Source organism: Flindersiella endophytica, assembly GCF_054779015.1.
This window is the reverse complement of the sequence record NZ_BAAGYY010000009.1, coordinates 480,380-495,533: the sequence shown is the minus strand read 5'-3', so window position 1 is coordinate 495,533 and position 15,154 is coordinate 480,380. Positions and strand designations below refer to the sequence as shown.

The window sequence follows — 15,154 nt, the reverse complement described above, 5'->3', positions numbered from 1 at the left end:
GTTGTGAGCGATCGAAGGTCCCTGCGAGACGCGCTGGAGAAGCAGATCCGCGGCTCGGTCCGGTTCGACACCTCGACCCGAGCCGTCTTCTCGGCGGACGCGTCCAACTACCGGCACGTGCCGATCGGCGTGGTGCAACCGCTGGACGTCGACGACGTGCTGGCCGCCGTCGCCGCGTGCCAGCGGCTCGGTGTGCCGCTGCTGCCGCGCGGTGCGGGCACCAGCATCAGCGGGCAGGCGATCAATGAGGCACTCGTCCTCGACTTCACCCGGCACCTCGACGCGGTCACCGCGATCGACCCCGATGCCAAACGGGCCACCGTCCAGCCGGGTACCGTGCTCGACGACCTGCGCAAGGCCGCGGCGCCGCACGGCCTGACGTTCGGGCCCGATCCGTCGACGCACAGCCGCTGCACGCTCGGCGGGATGATCGGCAACAACGCCTGCGGCTCGCATTCGGTCGCGTGGGGCAAGACCGTCGACAACGTGGAGGCGCTCGACGTCCTGCTCACCGACGGCACCCGGCTCACGGTCGGACCGACACCGGACGACGAGCTGCGCCGGCTGTGCGAGCAGCCCGGCCGGGTCGGCGACCTCTACCGCGCGCTGCGCGGACTGCGCGACACCTACGGCGACCTGGTGAGCTCAGCGTTCCCCGACCTCACGCGCCGCGTCTCGGGCTACAACCTCGACCAGTTGCTGCCCGGCGCCGGCTTCAACCTGGCCCGCGCCCTCGTCGGTACGGAAGGAACGTGCGCGACGATCCTGTCCGCGGACGTCCGGCTGGTCGACTCGCCGCCGGTCCGGGCCCTTGCCGTGCTGGGCTTTCCCGACCAGTTCGTCGCGGCCGACAACGTCATGCCGCTGCTCGACCTGTCCCCGTTGACGATCGAGAGCGTCGACGCGCAGATCGTCGGCATCGTCCGTTCCCGCAACCCCGGCAACCCCGTGCTGGACGCGCTTCCGGCAGGCGGGGCCTGGCTGTACGTCGAGACCGGCGGCGCCACGACCGAGGAGGCCGAGGACCGCGCACGCACGATCGCCAAGGTGATGGCCGGCCATGGCGCGAGCGGCCTGGTCGTCAGCGATCCCGTTCAGATGAAGGCGTTGTGGCGGATCCGCGAGGAAGGCGCCGGTTCGACCACCCGGCTGCCCGACGGTCGCGAGGCCTATCCCGGCTGGGAGGACGCGGCCGTCCCGCCGCAGCGGCTGGGCGAGTACCTCCGCGGCTTCGACCGGCTGCTCACCGACCACGGGCGCAAGGGCGTCTACTACGGCCACTTCGGCGACGGCTGCATCCACGTCCGGATCGACTTCGACCTGCTCACCAAGCCGGGCGTCCAGGGGTTCCGGCGGTTCATGGAAGACGCGGCCGATCTGGTCACGAGCTTCGGCGGCTCGCTGTCGGGCGAGCACGGTGACGGGCAGGCCACGTCAGAGCTGCTGGACCGGATGTATCCGCCGGAGATCCTGCGCGCGTTCGACGAGTTCAAGGCCGCCTGGGACCCTGACGGCCTAATGAACCCGCACCGCGTGGTCGACCCGGCCAAGATCGACGACGACCTGCGGGTGTTCCTCGGCACGCCGACCATCGACGGCAGCACCACGCTGAGCTTCCCGCACGACGCCGACGGGTTCTTCGGCGCCACCCGGCGCTGCATGGGCGTCGGCAAGTGCGTCGCCGCCGACGGCGGTGTGATGTGCCCGAGCTACCGCGTGACCAGGGAGGAGAAGCACTCCACCCGCGGTCGGGCCAGGCTGCTGTTCGAGATGGCCTCCGGCCAGCTGGTCGAGGACGGCTGGCGTTCGGAGGAGGTCAAGGACGCGCTCGACCTCTGCCTGTCGTGCAAGGGATGCAAGACCGACTGCCCGGTGAACGTGGACATGGCCGCGTACAAGGCGGAGTTCCTCAGCAAGCACTACAAGGGCCGGCTGCGACCCGCCTCGCACTACTCCATGGGCTGGCTGCCGACGTGGCTCCGGCTCGCGGCGCCGTTCGCCGGACTGGTCAACGCCCTGGTGGGTGACCCCGCGCTGGCCACGGTCGCCAAGCAGGTCGGCGGAATCGCGCAGGAACGGGAGATCCCGCTGCTGCTCGCCCGCACGTTCCGGCGCCGGTTCCGCACGCGTCCGGTCCGCCCGCTGCCGCCCGACGCGCCACGCGTGCTGCTGTGGCCGGACACGTTCACCAACCACTTCGACCCGGAGATCGGACTGTCGGCCACGGCGGTCCTCGAGTCGCTCGGCTACCGGGTCGAGGTGCCGGACCGCGCGGTCTGCTGCGGCCTCACCTGGGTCTCGACCGGCCAGCTCGGCCAGGCCAAGCGCGTGCTCGGCAAGACGCTTCGCACGCTGCAGCCCTGGCTCGACCAGGGCGTGCCGGTCGTCGGCCTGGAGCCCAGCTGCACGTCGTTGTTCCGGGGCGAGCTGACCGAACTGTTCCCAGAGGACGCGACCGCGGCCAAGCTGAAGGCGCAGACCAAGACGTTCGCCGAGCTGCTCGCCGGCCACGCCGACGAGTTCGACGTACGGCAGCCGGGCCAGAAAGCCATGGTGCAGGTGCACTGCCACCAGCACGCCGAGCTGGGCTTCGGGCCCGACCGGCAGGTGCTGTCGGCCCTCGGCGTCGAGGCCGAGGTGCTCGACTCCGGCTGCTGCGGGCTGGCCGGCAACTTCGGCTTCGAGAAGGGCCACTACGAGGTGTCGATGGCCGCGGGCGAGCGCATGCTGCTGCCTGCCGTCCGCGAGGCGCCCGAGGAGACCGCGATGCTGGCCGACGGGTTCAGCTGCCGGACCCAGGTACGCCAGGCCGGCCTGCGCGAACCGGTACATCTGGCACAACTGGCCGAGCGCGCTCTGGGACTAGGTCGTGTTTCATAAATGTCGCCTGACTCGCGGCGCGGCTGCGCCGCGCGCTTCACCGGCCCTATTTATGAAACACGACCTACGGAACCAGCGCCCGAGCAGTAAGGTCAAAGCCTTGTGGCATGGATTCCGTGGGACCGCCAGCTGGAGCTCGCAGGCCTGACGAAGCTGTACCGGAAGGGCATGCGAGCCCGCAACGCTGTGCCGATCGCCCATCGGATCCGCCAGGCCGTCCGCGTCGAAGACCTCGCTGCCGACGTCGACCGGGTAGAAGCGCTGGTGATGGCCGCGGAGCTCTACCGCCATGCCGAATACCTCGGCGAGGCCCTGCGCTGCTGTCAACTCTCTCTTGCCCGCATGCCCGCCGGTGACGGCCGGATCTACCCGCGGCTGCTCTACGCCAAGCTGCTGATCGAGACCGACCGGGCCGACGAGGGCTGGACAATCCTCGCCGAGCTGCGCCCGTTGCTGGGCAAGTCGTTCGAGGCGGCAACCCTCGTACCCGAGACCTTGCAGGAGGTCGGCGCCCCGGACACCGCCGTCACCTGGCTGACCGAGGCCATCGACGGGCTCGGCCTGCCCGGCGACGGCACCGCCGACCCGCTGGACGTCCAGCTGCGCAATGCGATGCTCGCCGAGCGCCGGCGGATCCGGGCCGGGCTGAAGCTCGATCCCGACTCGCTCGACGAGCTCGCCGGTGAGGTGGCAGCCGCCGAGCAGCAAGCGGCCGCGCAACCGGACGAACGTACCCCGGCCGCGGCCGACGACCACGCCCACCCGAGCAAGTCCCATCGGATCGCGGTGCTCTACTGGCCGGAGCCGGCGTTCGGCGCGTTCGCCGCCAAGTGGCCGAGCCTCGCCGAGGGCTACGGCGGCACCTGGGACGGCCATCGCGCCGAAGTCGCGGCGACGCTCGCGACCTACCGCGCGACCCAGAGCGCCAAGGTGGTGGTCGTTCCGGCGACGTTCGAGGAGTTCCGCGCCTACGCCTCCGAGCGTGGCCTCGATCCCACCGGGCCAGGCGCCCGTTCCGGCTACGCGCTCGAGTTGGCCAGGCAGGGCAGGGGCGTCGAGTGGCCGCCGGAACGGAAGGCGCCGTGCTGGTGCGGCTCGGAGATCGCCTACAAGCGATGCTGCGGCTCGACCGCGGGGCGGGTCTCGGTCAACTGGGAATGACCGCGATGACGACCTTCGCGCGGGCGTGCTCGGTCTCGACGTACTCGATCGCCTTCGGCACCTCCGCGAGCGAGTAGGTCCGGTCGATCACGGGTTTGACGTCGCCGGCCTCGATCAGCTCGCGCAGGACCGACAGGTTCGCGCTGCTCGGCTGCTCACTCAGCACGAGCAGGCGCTGGCGGGCGAACCGGGCCAGCAGCTGCGCCTGCATCACCAGGCCCATCGGGCCGACCAGGCTGCCGCCGTCGAAGACGCCGCCACCGCTGAGCAGGAGTGTGCCGGCAGGTGACAGGCAGCCGCGCAGGTCGCGGAGCCGGCGGTTGGCCACCAGGTCGAACACGACGTCGTAGCGCTGCTTGTCGAGTGTGAAATCGTCCTGTGTGTAGTCGATCAGGTGGTCCGCGCCGAGCGACTTCACCAGGTCGAGGTTCCGCGTGCTGCACACCGCCGTCACGTCCGCGCCGTACGCCTTCGCGAGCTGGACGGCGAACGTACCGACGCCGCCCGAGGCGCCGTTGATCAGCACGCACTGACCCGGCCGTACCTCTGCCAGGTCGCGGAGCCCCATCAGCGCGGTGTTCGCGGCCAGCGGCACCGCCGCGGCCTGCTCGAAGCTCAGGTTGGCGGGCTTCGGGGCCACCATCGACTCCGGTACGCAGACGTACTCCGCGAACGCACCGTTCGCGTGGAACGAGTCGCCGTACACCTCGTCGCCCGGTCGCAGCCGGGTCACGCCGGCGCCGGCCTCGACGACCGTGCCGGCGAAGTCGCGGCCACGGATCGGTTGCTTCGGCTTGGACAGGGAGCCCATCATGAGGCGCGCCAGCAGCGGGTCGCCGCGCATGAAGTGCCAGTCGTAGGCGTTGACCGAGGCGGCGTGGACCCGGACGAGCACCTCGTTGCCGGCCGGCGTGGGCTTGCCGACCTCCTTCAGCTCCAGCGTGGCGGGCGAGCCGTAGCGGTCCTGCACGATTGCCTTCATCGAGAACTCCTTCGGATGATCAGTTCAGCCACGGCGAGGTTGATCGCCCAGCCGGCGGCGAGGAGGAGAGTCCTGCTGAGCCCGAGGGGCTGGCCGACGAGCAGGATCCAGGGCAGTTGGGTGAAACCTTGGGTGCCCGCGCCCTGACCGATCGCGTAGCCGCGGATCATCCAGGCGCGGTGGTTACGGAAGTCCCTGCGCAGGGCCGAGGTGAAGCCGACGACGATCGAGAACACCATCAACGAGCCGACCACCAGCCGGATCGCCTGCAGGAGCACGCCGTCACCGGGTACCGGGCCTGCGGCGAACGTCAGCCCCAGCCCGGCCAGCGCGGCCACCAACCCGGAGCCGGCCAGCACACGCCCGGCGATCCGGTGCCAGCCGCGGTGCTTCCCGCGGAACCTGGCCGGGAACTGGAACGCACCGAGCACGCAGTAGACGCTGGCGCCGACGATGTGCGCCGTCAGCAGCAGGGACAGTCCGGCGAACCGGTCGACGTCCGGCAGCGCGGCAGGACCACCGGCCAGCTCCGTCAGCCGCAAGCTGCCCCCCACCACGGGGACGAAGCTGAGCACCAGCAGTCCTGCGGGCGCGAGCCACCCCGGTGCGCGTCGCCGGGTGCTTGGCCTGGTCGGTGTTGTCGTCGTCATGCCACCGATCGTCGCGATCGGGGAGGTCCCGGCACATCGGACGAAGAGCCGGGATCGCAGCACCACAAGGACAGCGATCCGGGCGTACTTTCGGCTGTGGGGTGTGGTGACATGCGTCAATGTCCGCCGTCGACCACCGACGACGGACCGGACAACGGTCGGACCGTCCGGCCAGGACACGGCGTGCTCTGCCCGCAGCCACTGCGATCAATCGCGAGCAGGCAGATCCCGGCCGTGGCCAGCACAGGGCCACCGTCGGGCAGCTGGAAGCCGAGCCGGCACGACGGCGATGGAGCTTCTGCAAAGCTACTTTGTAAAGCATCTGGCTGCTGCTGAGGCTTGGAGGATTGTCCGATCGCACCTAGCGGGCGGGCTTCACCCGGTTGGTTTCGTACGCCCACATGGCGATCTCGACGCGGTTGCGGGCGCCGAGCTTCGCCATCAGGCTGGCGATGTGGGTCTTCACCGTCGACAAGGTGACGTAGAACTCGTCGGCGATCTCGCTGTTGGTCCGGCCGCGGGCCACGGCGGCGAGGATCTGCTCCTCGCGTTCGGTCAGCGGCTCGATCGGCTGAGCGGGCCTCGCCGCGGGCGCCGCACCGGCGAACGCCTCGAGCAGCCGGGCGGTGACGCTGGGCGCGATCAGCGCGTCGCCGCCCGCCGCCGCGTGGATCGCCTGCGCGAGCAGCTCCGGGCCGGCGTCCTTCAGCAGGAAGCCCTTCGCGCCCGCCCGCAGCGCGCCGTAGACGTAGTCGTCGAGGTCGAACGTCGTGATCACGACGACCGCGAGCGGATGCTCGACGTCGGGTCCGGCCAGCAGGCGGGTCGCCTCGATGCCGTCGAGGCCGGGCATCCGGATGTCGAACAGGCAGACGTCGGGGCGCAGCTGCCGGGCCAGCTCGACCGCCTGCTTGCCGTCGGCAGCCGAGCCGACGACCTCGATGCCGGGCTGTGCGGAAAGGATCATCGTCAGGCCGGTGCGGACGATCTCCTGGTCGTCGGCGACCAGCACGCGGATGCTCATCGGCGGCGGCCTAGCCGGCTGCCAGGCCGGTGCCGGTGCGCGGCAGCACCGCGCTCACCGTCCAGCCACGTGCGCGGTCGGGGTCGGGGCCTGCTTCGCAGGTGCCGCCCAGCAGACCCGCGCGTTCGGTCATGCCGATCAGGCCGAAGCCCGGCGACCCCTGCGACCGCGTGGTGGTCGCCTCGCCGTCGTCGGTCACGCGCAGGCGCACCGACCGGTCGTCGGCGGCGACGCTCACGTCGATCCGGGTGACGTGCCGGGCATGCCGGCGCGCGTTGGTGACCGCTTCCTGCGCGAGCCGGTAGAGCACGGTCACGACCGGCGGCGGGAGGTCGTCGAGATCGCCGGCCAGGTCGACGCCCACATGCGGATCGCCGCTGGGACTGGCCAGCAGCTCGAGCTCGCGGACGCCTGGACTCGGCGCGCGATCGGCGGGTTCGTTCTTACGGAGCAGGCGAACCATCCCGCGCATCTCGGCCAGCGCCTTGGACGCCTCGGCTTCGATCAGCCGGAGCGCGTCGACCGCCGCGCCGGGCTCGAGCTGCGCGGTCGCGATCCCGGCCTGCGCCCGGATCGCCATCGCCGACACGTGATGGGCGACGGTGTCGTGCAGGTCGCGAGCCAGTCGTTCGCGCTCGAGCAGCTTGACCTTCTCGAACTGGCGTTGCCGGGCAGAGGCGCGGTAGCGGAGCGCCGCTCCCGCCGCCGCGGCCGCGGTCAGCACGCCCACACCGCCGAACGTCTCCATCGGGCCGAGCTGGTCGAGCGCGAGCGTGAAACCGAGCTTGGCCAGGACGATCACCGAGCCGATCACGATCTCGCGGCCGGATCCCCAGCGGTACAAGGCGTACGGCAACAGCAGCATGAACGCGAACGTGTTGAGATCGGGCTGGGTGCCGTTCATCAGCAACGGCGAGAGCCCGCACACGCCGAACGCGATCGCCACCACCAGCAGCGGATGCGACCGCCGCCAGAGCAGGGTGGGGATCAATCCGACAGCGATCACAATCGTCGCAACGCGGTAGGAAACGTCGGTGCGGACCACGCCTTCGAACACGGCTGTGGGCACGAGCGCGCCGACCAGCACCCAGTCGAGCCACCACCGTGGCCGCGGACTGGGCGGCCGGGGTTCGGCCCAGACCGAGCGCAGCAAGGCGTTCACGGGCTCATCGTACGTATATCCGGCGCGAATCAGCTCAGCCGAAAGTACGAGGCTCGGCTCGCCGGGCGCACGGCCGGCTCACTGCGAGCCCCACGTGTCGGGCTGCCGGCCGTCGACGTCGGTGAAGGAGTATTCCCTGGCGAGCTCCGCCGAGGTCACCGAGCGCTGGTTCCACCTGGCCCGGTCCGGGTCGGCGGCCAGCGCGGCCACCGCCCGGCCCACGTAGCGCGGAGACTCCGATTCCTCGAACCCCGGCGGCGCCGTCGGCAGGCCGTCGGCGCGATCCGGCTCCAGCGCCTCGCGCCAGGTGTCCTCGGTGACGCCGTAGTTGTCGAGCATCATCTCCGAACGCAGCCACCCAGGAGTGAGCGCGACCGCGGTCCCTCCCCACGGTGCGAGCTCATGGCCCTGGGAGAACGCCAGCCGGTTGACCGCCACCTTCACCAGGTCGTAGAACACCGAGATGCGGTACGTGGAGGCGTTGTAGTCGCTGGTGCCGTCGGTCATCTCGACGAGCAGGCCGCCCCGCCGCCCGATCAGCAGCGGCAGCAGGTGATGTGACGTGATCAGGTGCGTGTCGATTCCGAGCCGGAGGATGCGCATGCCCCGGTCGAGGTCGTGCTCCCAGATCGGCGTGTTCCACTCCGCCGGCCCACCCTTGAGCCGCTCGGCACCCCAGACGTTGTTGACGAGCACGTCGATGCTGCCGTGCTCGGCCCGCACCCGCCCGGCCAGCTGCTCGACCTGGCTGGAGTCGAGGTGGTCGACCTGGACCGCGACGCCGGTACCGCCGAGCCGGGTGACCAGCTCGGCGGTCTCCTCGATCGTCTCGGGGCGGTCGTAGTCGGAGGTGTCCGAACCCTTACGACTGCTGCGTCCCGTGCAGACGACCGTCGCGCCGGCCTCGCCGAGTGCGGCGGCGATGCCGCGGCCACCACCCCTGGTCGCGCCGGCGACCACGGCGACCTTGCCGCGTAACCCGTCGCGATCCGGTGCCCAGCTCATGCGATCACGTCCGATCAGGACAGCTGCGGCCTCGGCGGCAGCGACGGCGCAGTCAGCACCGGACGGTCGGCTGGGTTCGGGCGGTGGGGCGGGTTGTCCTCGAGCCGCTGCAGGGCGACCTCGATCGCCTTGTCGAGTTGGGTGTCGCGGCCCGCGGCGTAGTCCTGCGGCGTGATGTCGACCTCGATGTCGGGGTCGGTGCCGTAGTTCTCGACCTTCCAGCCCACGTCGTCGAAGGCGAAGGAGAACTCCGGCTGGGTGGTGACCGTGCCGTCGGCCAGCCGCGCGCGAGGAGAGTACCCGATCACGCCGCCCCATGTGCGCTTGCCGATCAACGGGCCGAGCTGCCAGACCTTGAACACGTGACAGAAGATGTCGCCGTCAGAGCCGGCCTCGGCGTTGGTCAGCGCCACCAGGGGTCCACGCGGTGAGTACAGCGGGTACGGCTCCGGCTCATTCCACCGCGTGAAATCGTAACCAACCCGCCGACGGGCCAGCTTCTCCAGCAGCAGCTGTGAAACGTTACCGCCGCCATTGAAACGGACGTCGACGATCAGCGCATCGTGGTCGAACTCGGTGAGGAAGCCGCGGTGGAACTCGGCGTACCCGCCGAATCCCATGTCGGGAATGTGGAGGTAACCGACCTGGCCGCTGGTCTTCTCCTTGACGTACGCGCGGTTGCCTTCGACCCAGTCGCGGTAGCGCGCGTCGCGTTCGTCGCCGATCGCGCGGACGGTGACAGTACGCGGCTCCTCGCCGTCGCGCCGGATCGTCAGCTGGACCTCCTGATCCGCCTGGTTCACCAGCGGATCGCCGGGCAGCTGGTCGCGGCTCAGCGTCCGGCCGTTGATCGCCAGCACGACGTCACCGACCCGGACGTCGACGCCCGGCCGCCGCAGCGGAGAGGTCGCCTCGGCGTTCCACACGTCACCACGCACGATGTGGGCGATGCGGTAGGTCTCGGTCTCTGGGTCGTACGCCCAGTCGATGCCGAGACTGCCCTGCTGGTAGTACGGCGACGGCCGGTAGGCACCGCCGTACTCGTAGGCGTGCGACGTGCCGAGCTCGCCCTGCAGCTCCCACAGCAGGTCGGACAGCTCCGATCGGGTCGCGACCCGATCGACCAGCGGCAGGTAGCGCTTGTAGACCTCGTCCCAGTCGATGCCGGACATGTCCTCGACCCAGAAGTGGTCACGCTGCAGCCGCCACGCCTCGCGGAACATCTGCCGCCACTCCGCGCCCGGCCGCACCGACACCTTCACCCGCGACAGGTCGATCCAGCCGGTCGCCCGGCTCGCCTCGTCGCCGTCCTCCGACGGCTTGTCGCCGGCCTTCAGCACCCGCAGCCGGTTGCCGGAGGTGTAGAGCAGGGTGTAGCAGCCGCGGTCGAGCTCGAACGACGAGAGCTTGTCGACCAGGCGTTCCTTCTTCTGGGACTCGAAGTCGTACGACTCCAGCACCGCGTGGCCGCCGTGCGAGTCGTCCTCGTCGTCGCCGTTGTCGACGTGCAGCGGCACGTTGGAGAACAGCGCCTTGCCCTTCACACCGGCGATCTGCAGGTAGCGCCCTTCCGGAACGGGGAACCGCAGCACGCGGTCGGTGATGCCGTCGAAGTCGATCTCGACCGGTTCCGGCTTGTCCTTCTCAGCCTCGGGCTTCTTGGCTTCCTCTTCCTCCTTGAGCTCCTCCTCGGCCTTCTTCTGCTTGGCCGCGGCCTCACTGACGACCGGACGCGGCTCCGGCACGAACGGCGAGAGGAGGTCCTTGCGCAACGTCAGGAGATACGGCCGGCTGCCGAGCGGGAAGCCGAAGCCGAACTGCAGCGAGTCCATCACCGGGCTGAAGTCGCGCTGCCCGAGGAAATAGAGGTACTTGCCCTCCGGGTCGAACGCCGGCGAGCTGTCGCTGAGCACAGGCTCGGTGACCTGGTGGAGGTCACCCGACTCGATCTCGCAGACCATGATCGCCCGGCGCGTGGGGCCGATCGGCTTGGAGTACGCCAGGTACCGCCCGTCCGGTGACCAGGCCGGTTCGTGGATCGGGCCTTGCGTGCTGCTGTCGAGCCGCTTCAGTTGCGGCTCGTCGCCAGTCAGGTCGGCGAGCAGCAACTCGCAGCGGTGGTTGGTGATCGCGAGCAGGTCGATGTGTGGACCGGGCACCAGCTCACGGACGCGGCCGGTGTCGAGGTCGAGCCACTCGGGCGGCGCGCTGCCGTCGGCCGTGAGCACGACCAGCCGCTCCTGCGGCCCGTCGTCACCGGCGGCGGCGACCAGGCGCTTGTGGTCGATGAGGTAGGTGAGGTGGCGGTAGCGCACGCCGTCGGGCTCGCCGTGCTGGCGGACCGGGCCCTCCCAGTGAGCGAGCGAGAACGCCTTGCCGCGCGTGGTGATCGCCAGGTCGCTGCCCTCCGGGCCGAGCGTGGCGCTGTCGAGGTATTCGGCCGCCGAGACGAACTGCCGGTTGCGGTGCGTGCGGGAGCTGCCGGTCTCGACCTGGATCCGCTGCGGCTGCTCGTCGGCCGGATCGAGGAGGTAGAGATCGCCGGCGCACTGGTAGACCAGCCGGCTGCCGTCGCCGGCGAGCGCGCGAGCGTAGTAGTCGTCGTGGTCGGTGTGGCGGCGGAGGTCGGAGCCGTCGGGCACGCAGGAGTAGACGTTGCCGATGCCCTCGTGGTCGGACAGGAAGAAGATCCGCTCGCCGGCGAACACCGGGCTCGCGAGGTTGCCGGCCAGGTCGGCACCCAGCTGCCGGAACTCGCCCGAACCGTCGGCGTCGACCCACAGCTCGCCGGCCGTACCACCGCGATAGCGCTTCCAGCGCGCGGGATCGCCGGTGTGGCGGCCGAGGACGACGGCGCCGTTCGTGCCGTACGAAATGGCGTCGGCGTGGCCGTGGTCGAACTGAACGGGAAGCCCGCCGTCGGTGCCGATGCGGTGCAGCCGCCAGTCGCGGGTGAACGGGCGTCCGACGTTGGACGCGAACACGATCTCGTCCGGACCGGTCCACGCGCGTACGACGCAACCGGCGCCGTCGTAGGTGAGCCGGCGCGCGGACCCGCCCTCGGCGGGCATGACGTAGATCTCGCCGGGCCCTTCGTCCTGGCCGACGAACGCCAGCTGTGAGCCGTCAGGTGACAGGCATGGCCGGGTTGCGGCCGCGACGCCCGCCGTGAGCCGCCAGGCCCGCCCACCGCCGGCCGGGACGCTCCACAGGTCGTCCTCGCACACGAAGACGATCGTGTCTCCGCTGATCGTCGGATACCTCAGGTAGCCGCCATCGTTCACACCCACGTCGATCGGTTCCTCCCTGCTGATGCCGTGCAGGAAAGCCTACGCATCCACGCCACCTGATTGACTCATCTCCATGGGAGACCCGACGCGAGACCTGTCCGCCCTGCCGAAGGCGCACCTGCACGTGCATCTGGCGGGTGCCGCGCGCCCCGAAACCTACGTCGCGATCGCCGAGACAGCTGGGCTGCCGGCGCCGATGCCGGAGCCGCCGTACACCTCGTTCACCCACTTCCAGACCACGATCTCGGCGGTCGTCGACACGATGCGGACGCCGGAGGCGCTGGCGAGGGTGACCCGCGAGCTCGTTCAGGACGCGGCGCGCGCCGGCGCGGTCTGGATCGAGCCCTCGCTCGAGACCGGCCTGCTCGGGCGCGCACCCGACGACGGGATCGACGCCGGCGTCGAGCTGGCGCTGTCGGCCGGGCACGAAGCGGCCGAGGAGGTCGGCATCGGCTTCGGACTGGTGGTCGCGGTCAACCGCACGCTCGGGCCGGACGACGCGGTGGTCACCGCGCGGATGGCGGCCAAGCTGGCCGGTTCCGGCGTGGTCGGGCTCGGCCTGGACGGTGACGAGACCGGCAGCGCGCCCGCACAGTTCGCCGAAGCGTTCGCGATCGCACGCTCGGCCGGGCTGCTGTCGGTGCCGCACTCCGGCGAGCTGGAGGGACCTGCGAGCGTCCGGGAAGCCGTCGACACGCTGCGGCCGCGCCGGCTGATGCACGGCGTCCGCGCGGCCGAGGACCCAGCCGTACTGGCGTTCCTGGTCGAACGCGATGTCGCGCTGGACGTCTGCCCGACCAGCAACGTCGCGCTCGCGGTGGCCGCGTCACTGCACGAGCACCCGTTGCCGCGGCTGCTGGAGGCCGGCGTGCGGTGCTCGATGAACGCCGACGACCCACTGCTGTTCGCCTCGCACCTGCTGGGCGAGTACGAGCTCGGCCGCGACGTTCTCGGCCTGAGCGACGAGCAGCTCGCCGGCATCGCCCGGACCTCGATCGAGTACTCCGGCGCACCCGAGGCACTGAAGCGGTCCGCCCTGGTGGGGATCGAGACCTGGCTCAAGTATCAGGCGAGCTGAGCGGCTCAGCTCAGGGGTTGGCCGCGGACGTGCGAGACGACCAGCTCCGGCGTCGCGATGTCGTCGGGTTGCGCCTGCTCCGGGAAGTCGAACACGCCGAGCATCAGCTGCACGGGATAGTCGGGCGCCTGCGCGACCCGGCGTACGACCTCACCGTCGACGCGGAACGCCAGCGCGCCCGGACGCCAGTCGACGCCGTAGGTGTGGAACTCGCTGACGTCGATCGGCAGCGGATCGGCGGAGAACTCCTGGGCCAGCATGGGATCGCGCAGCTTCTTCACGCCGATCCCCACGTGCGCCCCGCTCGGCCCTACGTCGGAGCCGAAGATCTCGGCGACACAGATCTCGCCGGAGTGGTCCGGCTGGTCCTCGATGCCGGAGAGGTAGAACGCGAACATCGACCGCGCGGTGACCGTGCCGCGCATCCGCACCTCGATGTTGCCGTAGAGCGGCGTGTATCCCCGGAACTCCGGCTGCTCTTCCTGGATGCCGAGTCCCGGCCGGAACGGCTGCTGCCCGTTGAGGCACCCGCTCTGGATGCACGAGATACGGACCGGCTCGTCGTGCAGGTCGGCACACCACAACGGCTGATCGGGCGGGATGCTCAGGTGCAGCTCGCCGTCGCTGACGGAGTAGGTGGCCGCGGACTGGGCGCGGGAGCTCCAGTGCGGCAGGTGGTACGGAAGCCAGACGTCAGGGTCGAGCGTGTCGCCGGCGAACTGCTCGTCGAGCGCCCGTCGTTCGGAGGTCATGCCCGACCCTAACGCCGGTGGAGCTCAGGCAGCGGCGTTCGCGGCTTCGCGCAGCTGCTGCACCGCGTCGACCTGGCCGACCAGCGACCAGAGATCGGTCACCTTGCCGTCGGCGACGCGGTAGATGACGATCGCCTGCTGCTCGATCTTCAAGCCCGTCGCCGGGATGCCGCCGAAGTACTCACCCTCGTGCGTGCCGCGCTGGGTCCAGCGCACGACGACCTTGTCGCCTTCGGCCACCAGGTCCTCGATGGTGAACCTCAGGTCGTTCGGGAACGCCGTGTGCAGCTGGCGGATGATGGTCCGGAGCGCCTCCGGACCGGTCGGTCTGGGCGTCGGCACGAAGTCGTGCAGCCGGAACGAGTCGTCGACGAGCTCGTCGGCCAGCTCGAGCCTGCCCTGGTTCAGCGCCTCGTCGTAGATCCGGCGGATCACTGCCTTGTTGGCGTCACTCATCAGGGAGTCACTCCTTCTGGTTAGTGAGTGTTCACTAACCTCTATGATGAGTGAGTACTCACCACCTGTCAAGCAGAAGGCCCTGAAATGGAGGGAGAGCGGCTGTGGCGCAGTCCACCCGGGACCTGATCCTCGCGGCCGCGGTCGAGCTGATGCGTACGCAAGGCCTCGCCCGCACCACCACGAAGGAGATCGCCCGCGCCGCCGGCTACTCCGAAGCGACGCTCTACAAACACTTCCGCGACAAGGACGAACTGTTCCTGGCCGCGCTGCGCGAGCAGATGCCCGCGAGCGTCGGAGTGTTCGCGCGGCTGCCCGAGTGGCCGGGGCAGTCGACCGTACGCGCGCACCTGGAGGAGATCGTCGTCGCGATGGTGCCGTTCCTCGAGCTCAGCCTCCCGATCGGCGGCTCGCTGTTCTCACAGCCGGCGCTGCTCGACAAGCACCAGCAGCTGCAGCGCGCGGCGGGCACCGGGCCGCAGCGCGGCATCCAGGAAGTCGCGGCGTACCTGCGCGCGGAGCAGAAGCTCGGGCGGCTGAGCAAGCAGGCCCGGCCGGAGGCGGCTGCTCAACTGCTGCTCGGCGCCTGCTTCCAGCGGGCCTACATCAGCTCGTTCATGGGGACGGACTTCACGCCGCAGCCGCTGGAGCAGTTCGCCAGGGATGTCGTACGCACACTGCTGCGTGGGATCGAGCCGGCGCCGGACTGAGCGT

Annotated in this window: 12 protein-coding genes; 4 read left to right on the top strand and 8 right to left on the bottom strand. The window is 70.3% G+C overall.

The window, feature by feature from the left end:
- Positions 1 to 3: 3 nt before the first annotated feature.
- Complete coding sequence (locus ACYVF6_RS07660; RefSeq protein ID WP_460517717.1) at positions 4 to 2,880, top strand: FAD-binding and (Fe-S)-binding domain-containing protein; 2,877 nt, start codon at positions 4 to 6, stop codon at positions 2,878 to 2,880.
- A gap of 102 nt (positions 2,881 to 2,982) precedes the next feature.
- On the top strand, positions 2,983 to 4,041 hold the full coding sequence (locus ACYVF6_RS07655) for an SEC-C domain-containing protein (protein ID WP_460517714.1): 1,059 nt from the start codon (positions 2,983 to 2,985) through the stop codon (positions 4,039 to 4,041).
- Here ACYVF6_RS07655 and ACYVF6_RS07650 read toward each other — a convergent pair.
- The 6 genes from ACYVF6_RS07650 to ACYVF6_RS07625 all read right to left on the bottom strand — a co-directional run bounded on the left by ACYVF6_RS07650 (position 4,028) and on the right by ACYVF6_RS07625 (position 12,154).
- Positions 4,028 to 5,023: an NAD(P)-dependent alcohol dehydrogenase gene (locus tag ACYVF6_RS07650; RefSeq protein ID WP_460517711.1), complete on the bottom strand. Its 996-nt coding sequence runs from the start codon at positions 5,021 to 5,023 to the stop codon at positions 4,028 to 4,030. The two genes, ACYVF6_RS07655 and ACYVF6_RS07650, sit on opposite strands and share 14 nt — an antisense overlap.
- Entirely contained in the window at positions 5,020 to 5,673 is a 654-nt protein-coding gene (locus ACYVF6_RS07645; RefSeq protein WP_460517708.1) for a DUF2306 domain-containing protein, read from the bottom strand. Before ACYVF6_RS07645 ends, ACYVF6_RS07650 begins: the two co-directional genes overlap by 4 nt.
- A 361-nt stretch (positions 5,674 to 6,034) precedes the next feature.
- Positions 6,035 to 6,697: a transcriptional regulator gene (locus ACYVF6_RS07640; protein ID WP_460517705.1), complete on the bottom strand. Its 663-nt coding sequence runs from the start codon at positions 6,695 to 6,697 to the stop codon at positions 6,035 to 6,037.
- A gap of 10 nt (positions 6,698 to 6,707) precedes the next feature.
- On the bottom strand, positions 6,708 to 7,859 hold the full coding sequence (locus tag ACYVF6_RS07635; RefSeq protein ID WP_460517702.1) for a sensor histidine kinase: 1,152 nt from the start codon (positions 7,857 to 7,859) through the stop codon (positions 6,708 to 6,710).
- A 78-nt stretch (positions 7,860 to 7,937) separates the two neighbouring features.
- Positions 7,938 to 8,864, bottom strand: a complete 927-nt coding sequence (locus ACYVF6_RS07630; RefSeq protein ID WP_460517699.1) for an SDR family oxidoreductase — start codon at positions 8,862 to 8,864, stop codon at positions 7,938 to 7,940.
- Between the two features lie 14 nt (positions 8,865 to 8,878).
- Entirely contained in the window at positions 8,879 to 12,154 is a 3,276-nt protein-coding gene (locus tag ACYVF6_RS07625; protein ID WP_460517697.1) for a S41 family peptidase, read from the bottom strand.
- Between the two features lie 73 nt (positions 12,155 to 12,227).
- Here ACYVF6_RS07625 and add point away from each other — a divergent pair, with 73 nt between their 5' ends.
- The gene (gene add, locus ACYVF6_RS07620; RefSeq protein WP_460517694.1) at positions 12,228 to 13,232 is read left to right on the top strand and encodes an adenosine deaminase family protein; all 1,005 of its coding nucleotides are present in this window, start codon (positions 12,228 to 12,230) and stop codon (positions 13,230 to 13,232) included.
- Positions 13,233 to 13,237: 5 nt separating this feature from the next.
- Here the strand turns inward: add and ACYVF6_RS07615 are convergent, their stop codons facing one another.
- On the bottom strand, positions 13,238 to 13,984 hold the full coding sequence (locus ACYVF6_RS07615) for a glycoside hydrolase family 16 protein (protein WP_460517691.1): 747 nt from the start codon (positions 13,982 to 13,984) through the stop codon (positions 13,238 to 13,240).
- A gap of 24 nt (positions 13,985 to 14,008) precedes the next feature.
- Entirely contained in the window at positions 14,009 to 14,440 is a 432-nt protein-coding gene (locus ACYVF6_RS07610) for an ester cyclase (RefSeq protein ID WP_460517688.1), read from the bottom strand.
- A gap of 104 nt (positions 14,441 to 14,544) precedes the next feature.
- Between ACYVF6_RS07610 and ACYVF6_RS07605 the strand changes: the two genes are divergently transcribed.
- Positions 14,545 to 15,150, top strand: coding sequence for a TetR/AcrR family transcriptional regulator (locus ACYVF6_RS07605; protein WP_460517685.1), 606 nt, complete (start codon positions 14,545 to 14,547; stop codon positions 15,148 to 15,150).
- Positions 15,151 to 15,154 lie beyond the last annotated feature (4 nt).

Excerpts from the sequence above, each read along its gene's own strand:
- ACYVF6_RS07650 (WP_460517711.1), bottom strand. The coding sequence starts at position 5,023 with ATGAAGGCAATCGTGCAGGACCGCTACGGCTCGCCCGCCACGCTGGAG.
- ACYVF6_RS07645 (WP_460517708.1), bottom strand. The coding sequence starts at position 5,673 with ATGACGACGACAACACCGACCAGGCCAAGCACCCGGCGACGCGCACCG.
- ACYVF6_RS07640 (WP_460517705.1), bottom strand. The coding sequence starts at position 6,697 with ATGAGCATCCGCGTGCTGGTCGCCGACGACCAGGAGATCGTCCGCACC.
- ACYVF6_RS07630 (WP_460517699.1), bottom strand. The coding sequence starts at position 8,864 with ATGAGCTGGGCACCGGATCGCGACGGGTTACGCGGCAAGGTCGCCGTG.
- add (WP_460517694.1), top strand. The coding sequence starts at position 12,228 with ATGGGAGACCCGACGCGAGACCTGTCCGCCCTGCCGAAGGCGCACCTG.
- ACYVF6_RS07615 (WP_460517691.1), bottom strand. The coding sequence starts at position 13,984 with ATGACCTCCGAACGACGGGCGCTCGACGAGCAGTTCGCCGGCGACACG.
- ACYVF6_RS07610 (WP_460517688.1), bottom strand. The coding sequence starts at position 14,440 with ATGAGTGACGCCAACAAGGCAGTGATCCGCCGGATCTACGACGAGGCG.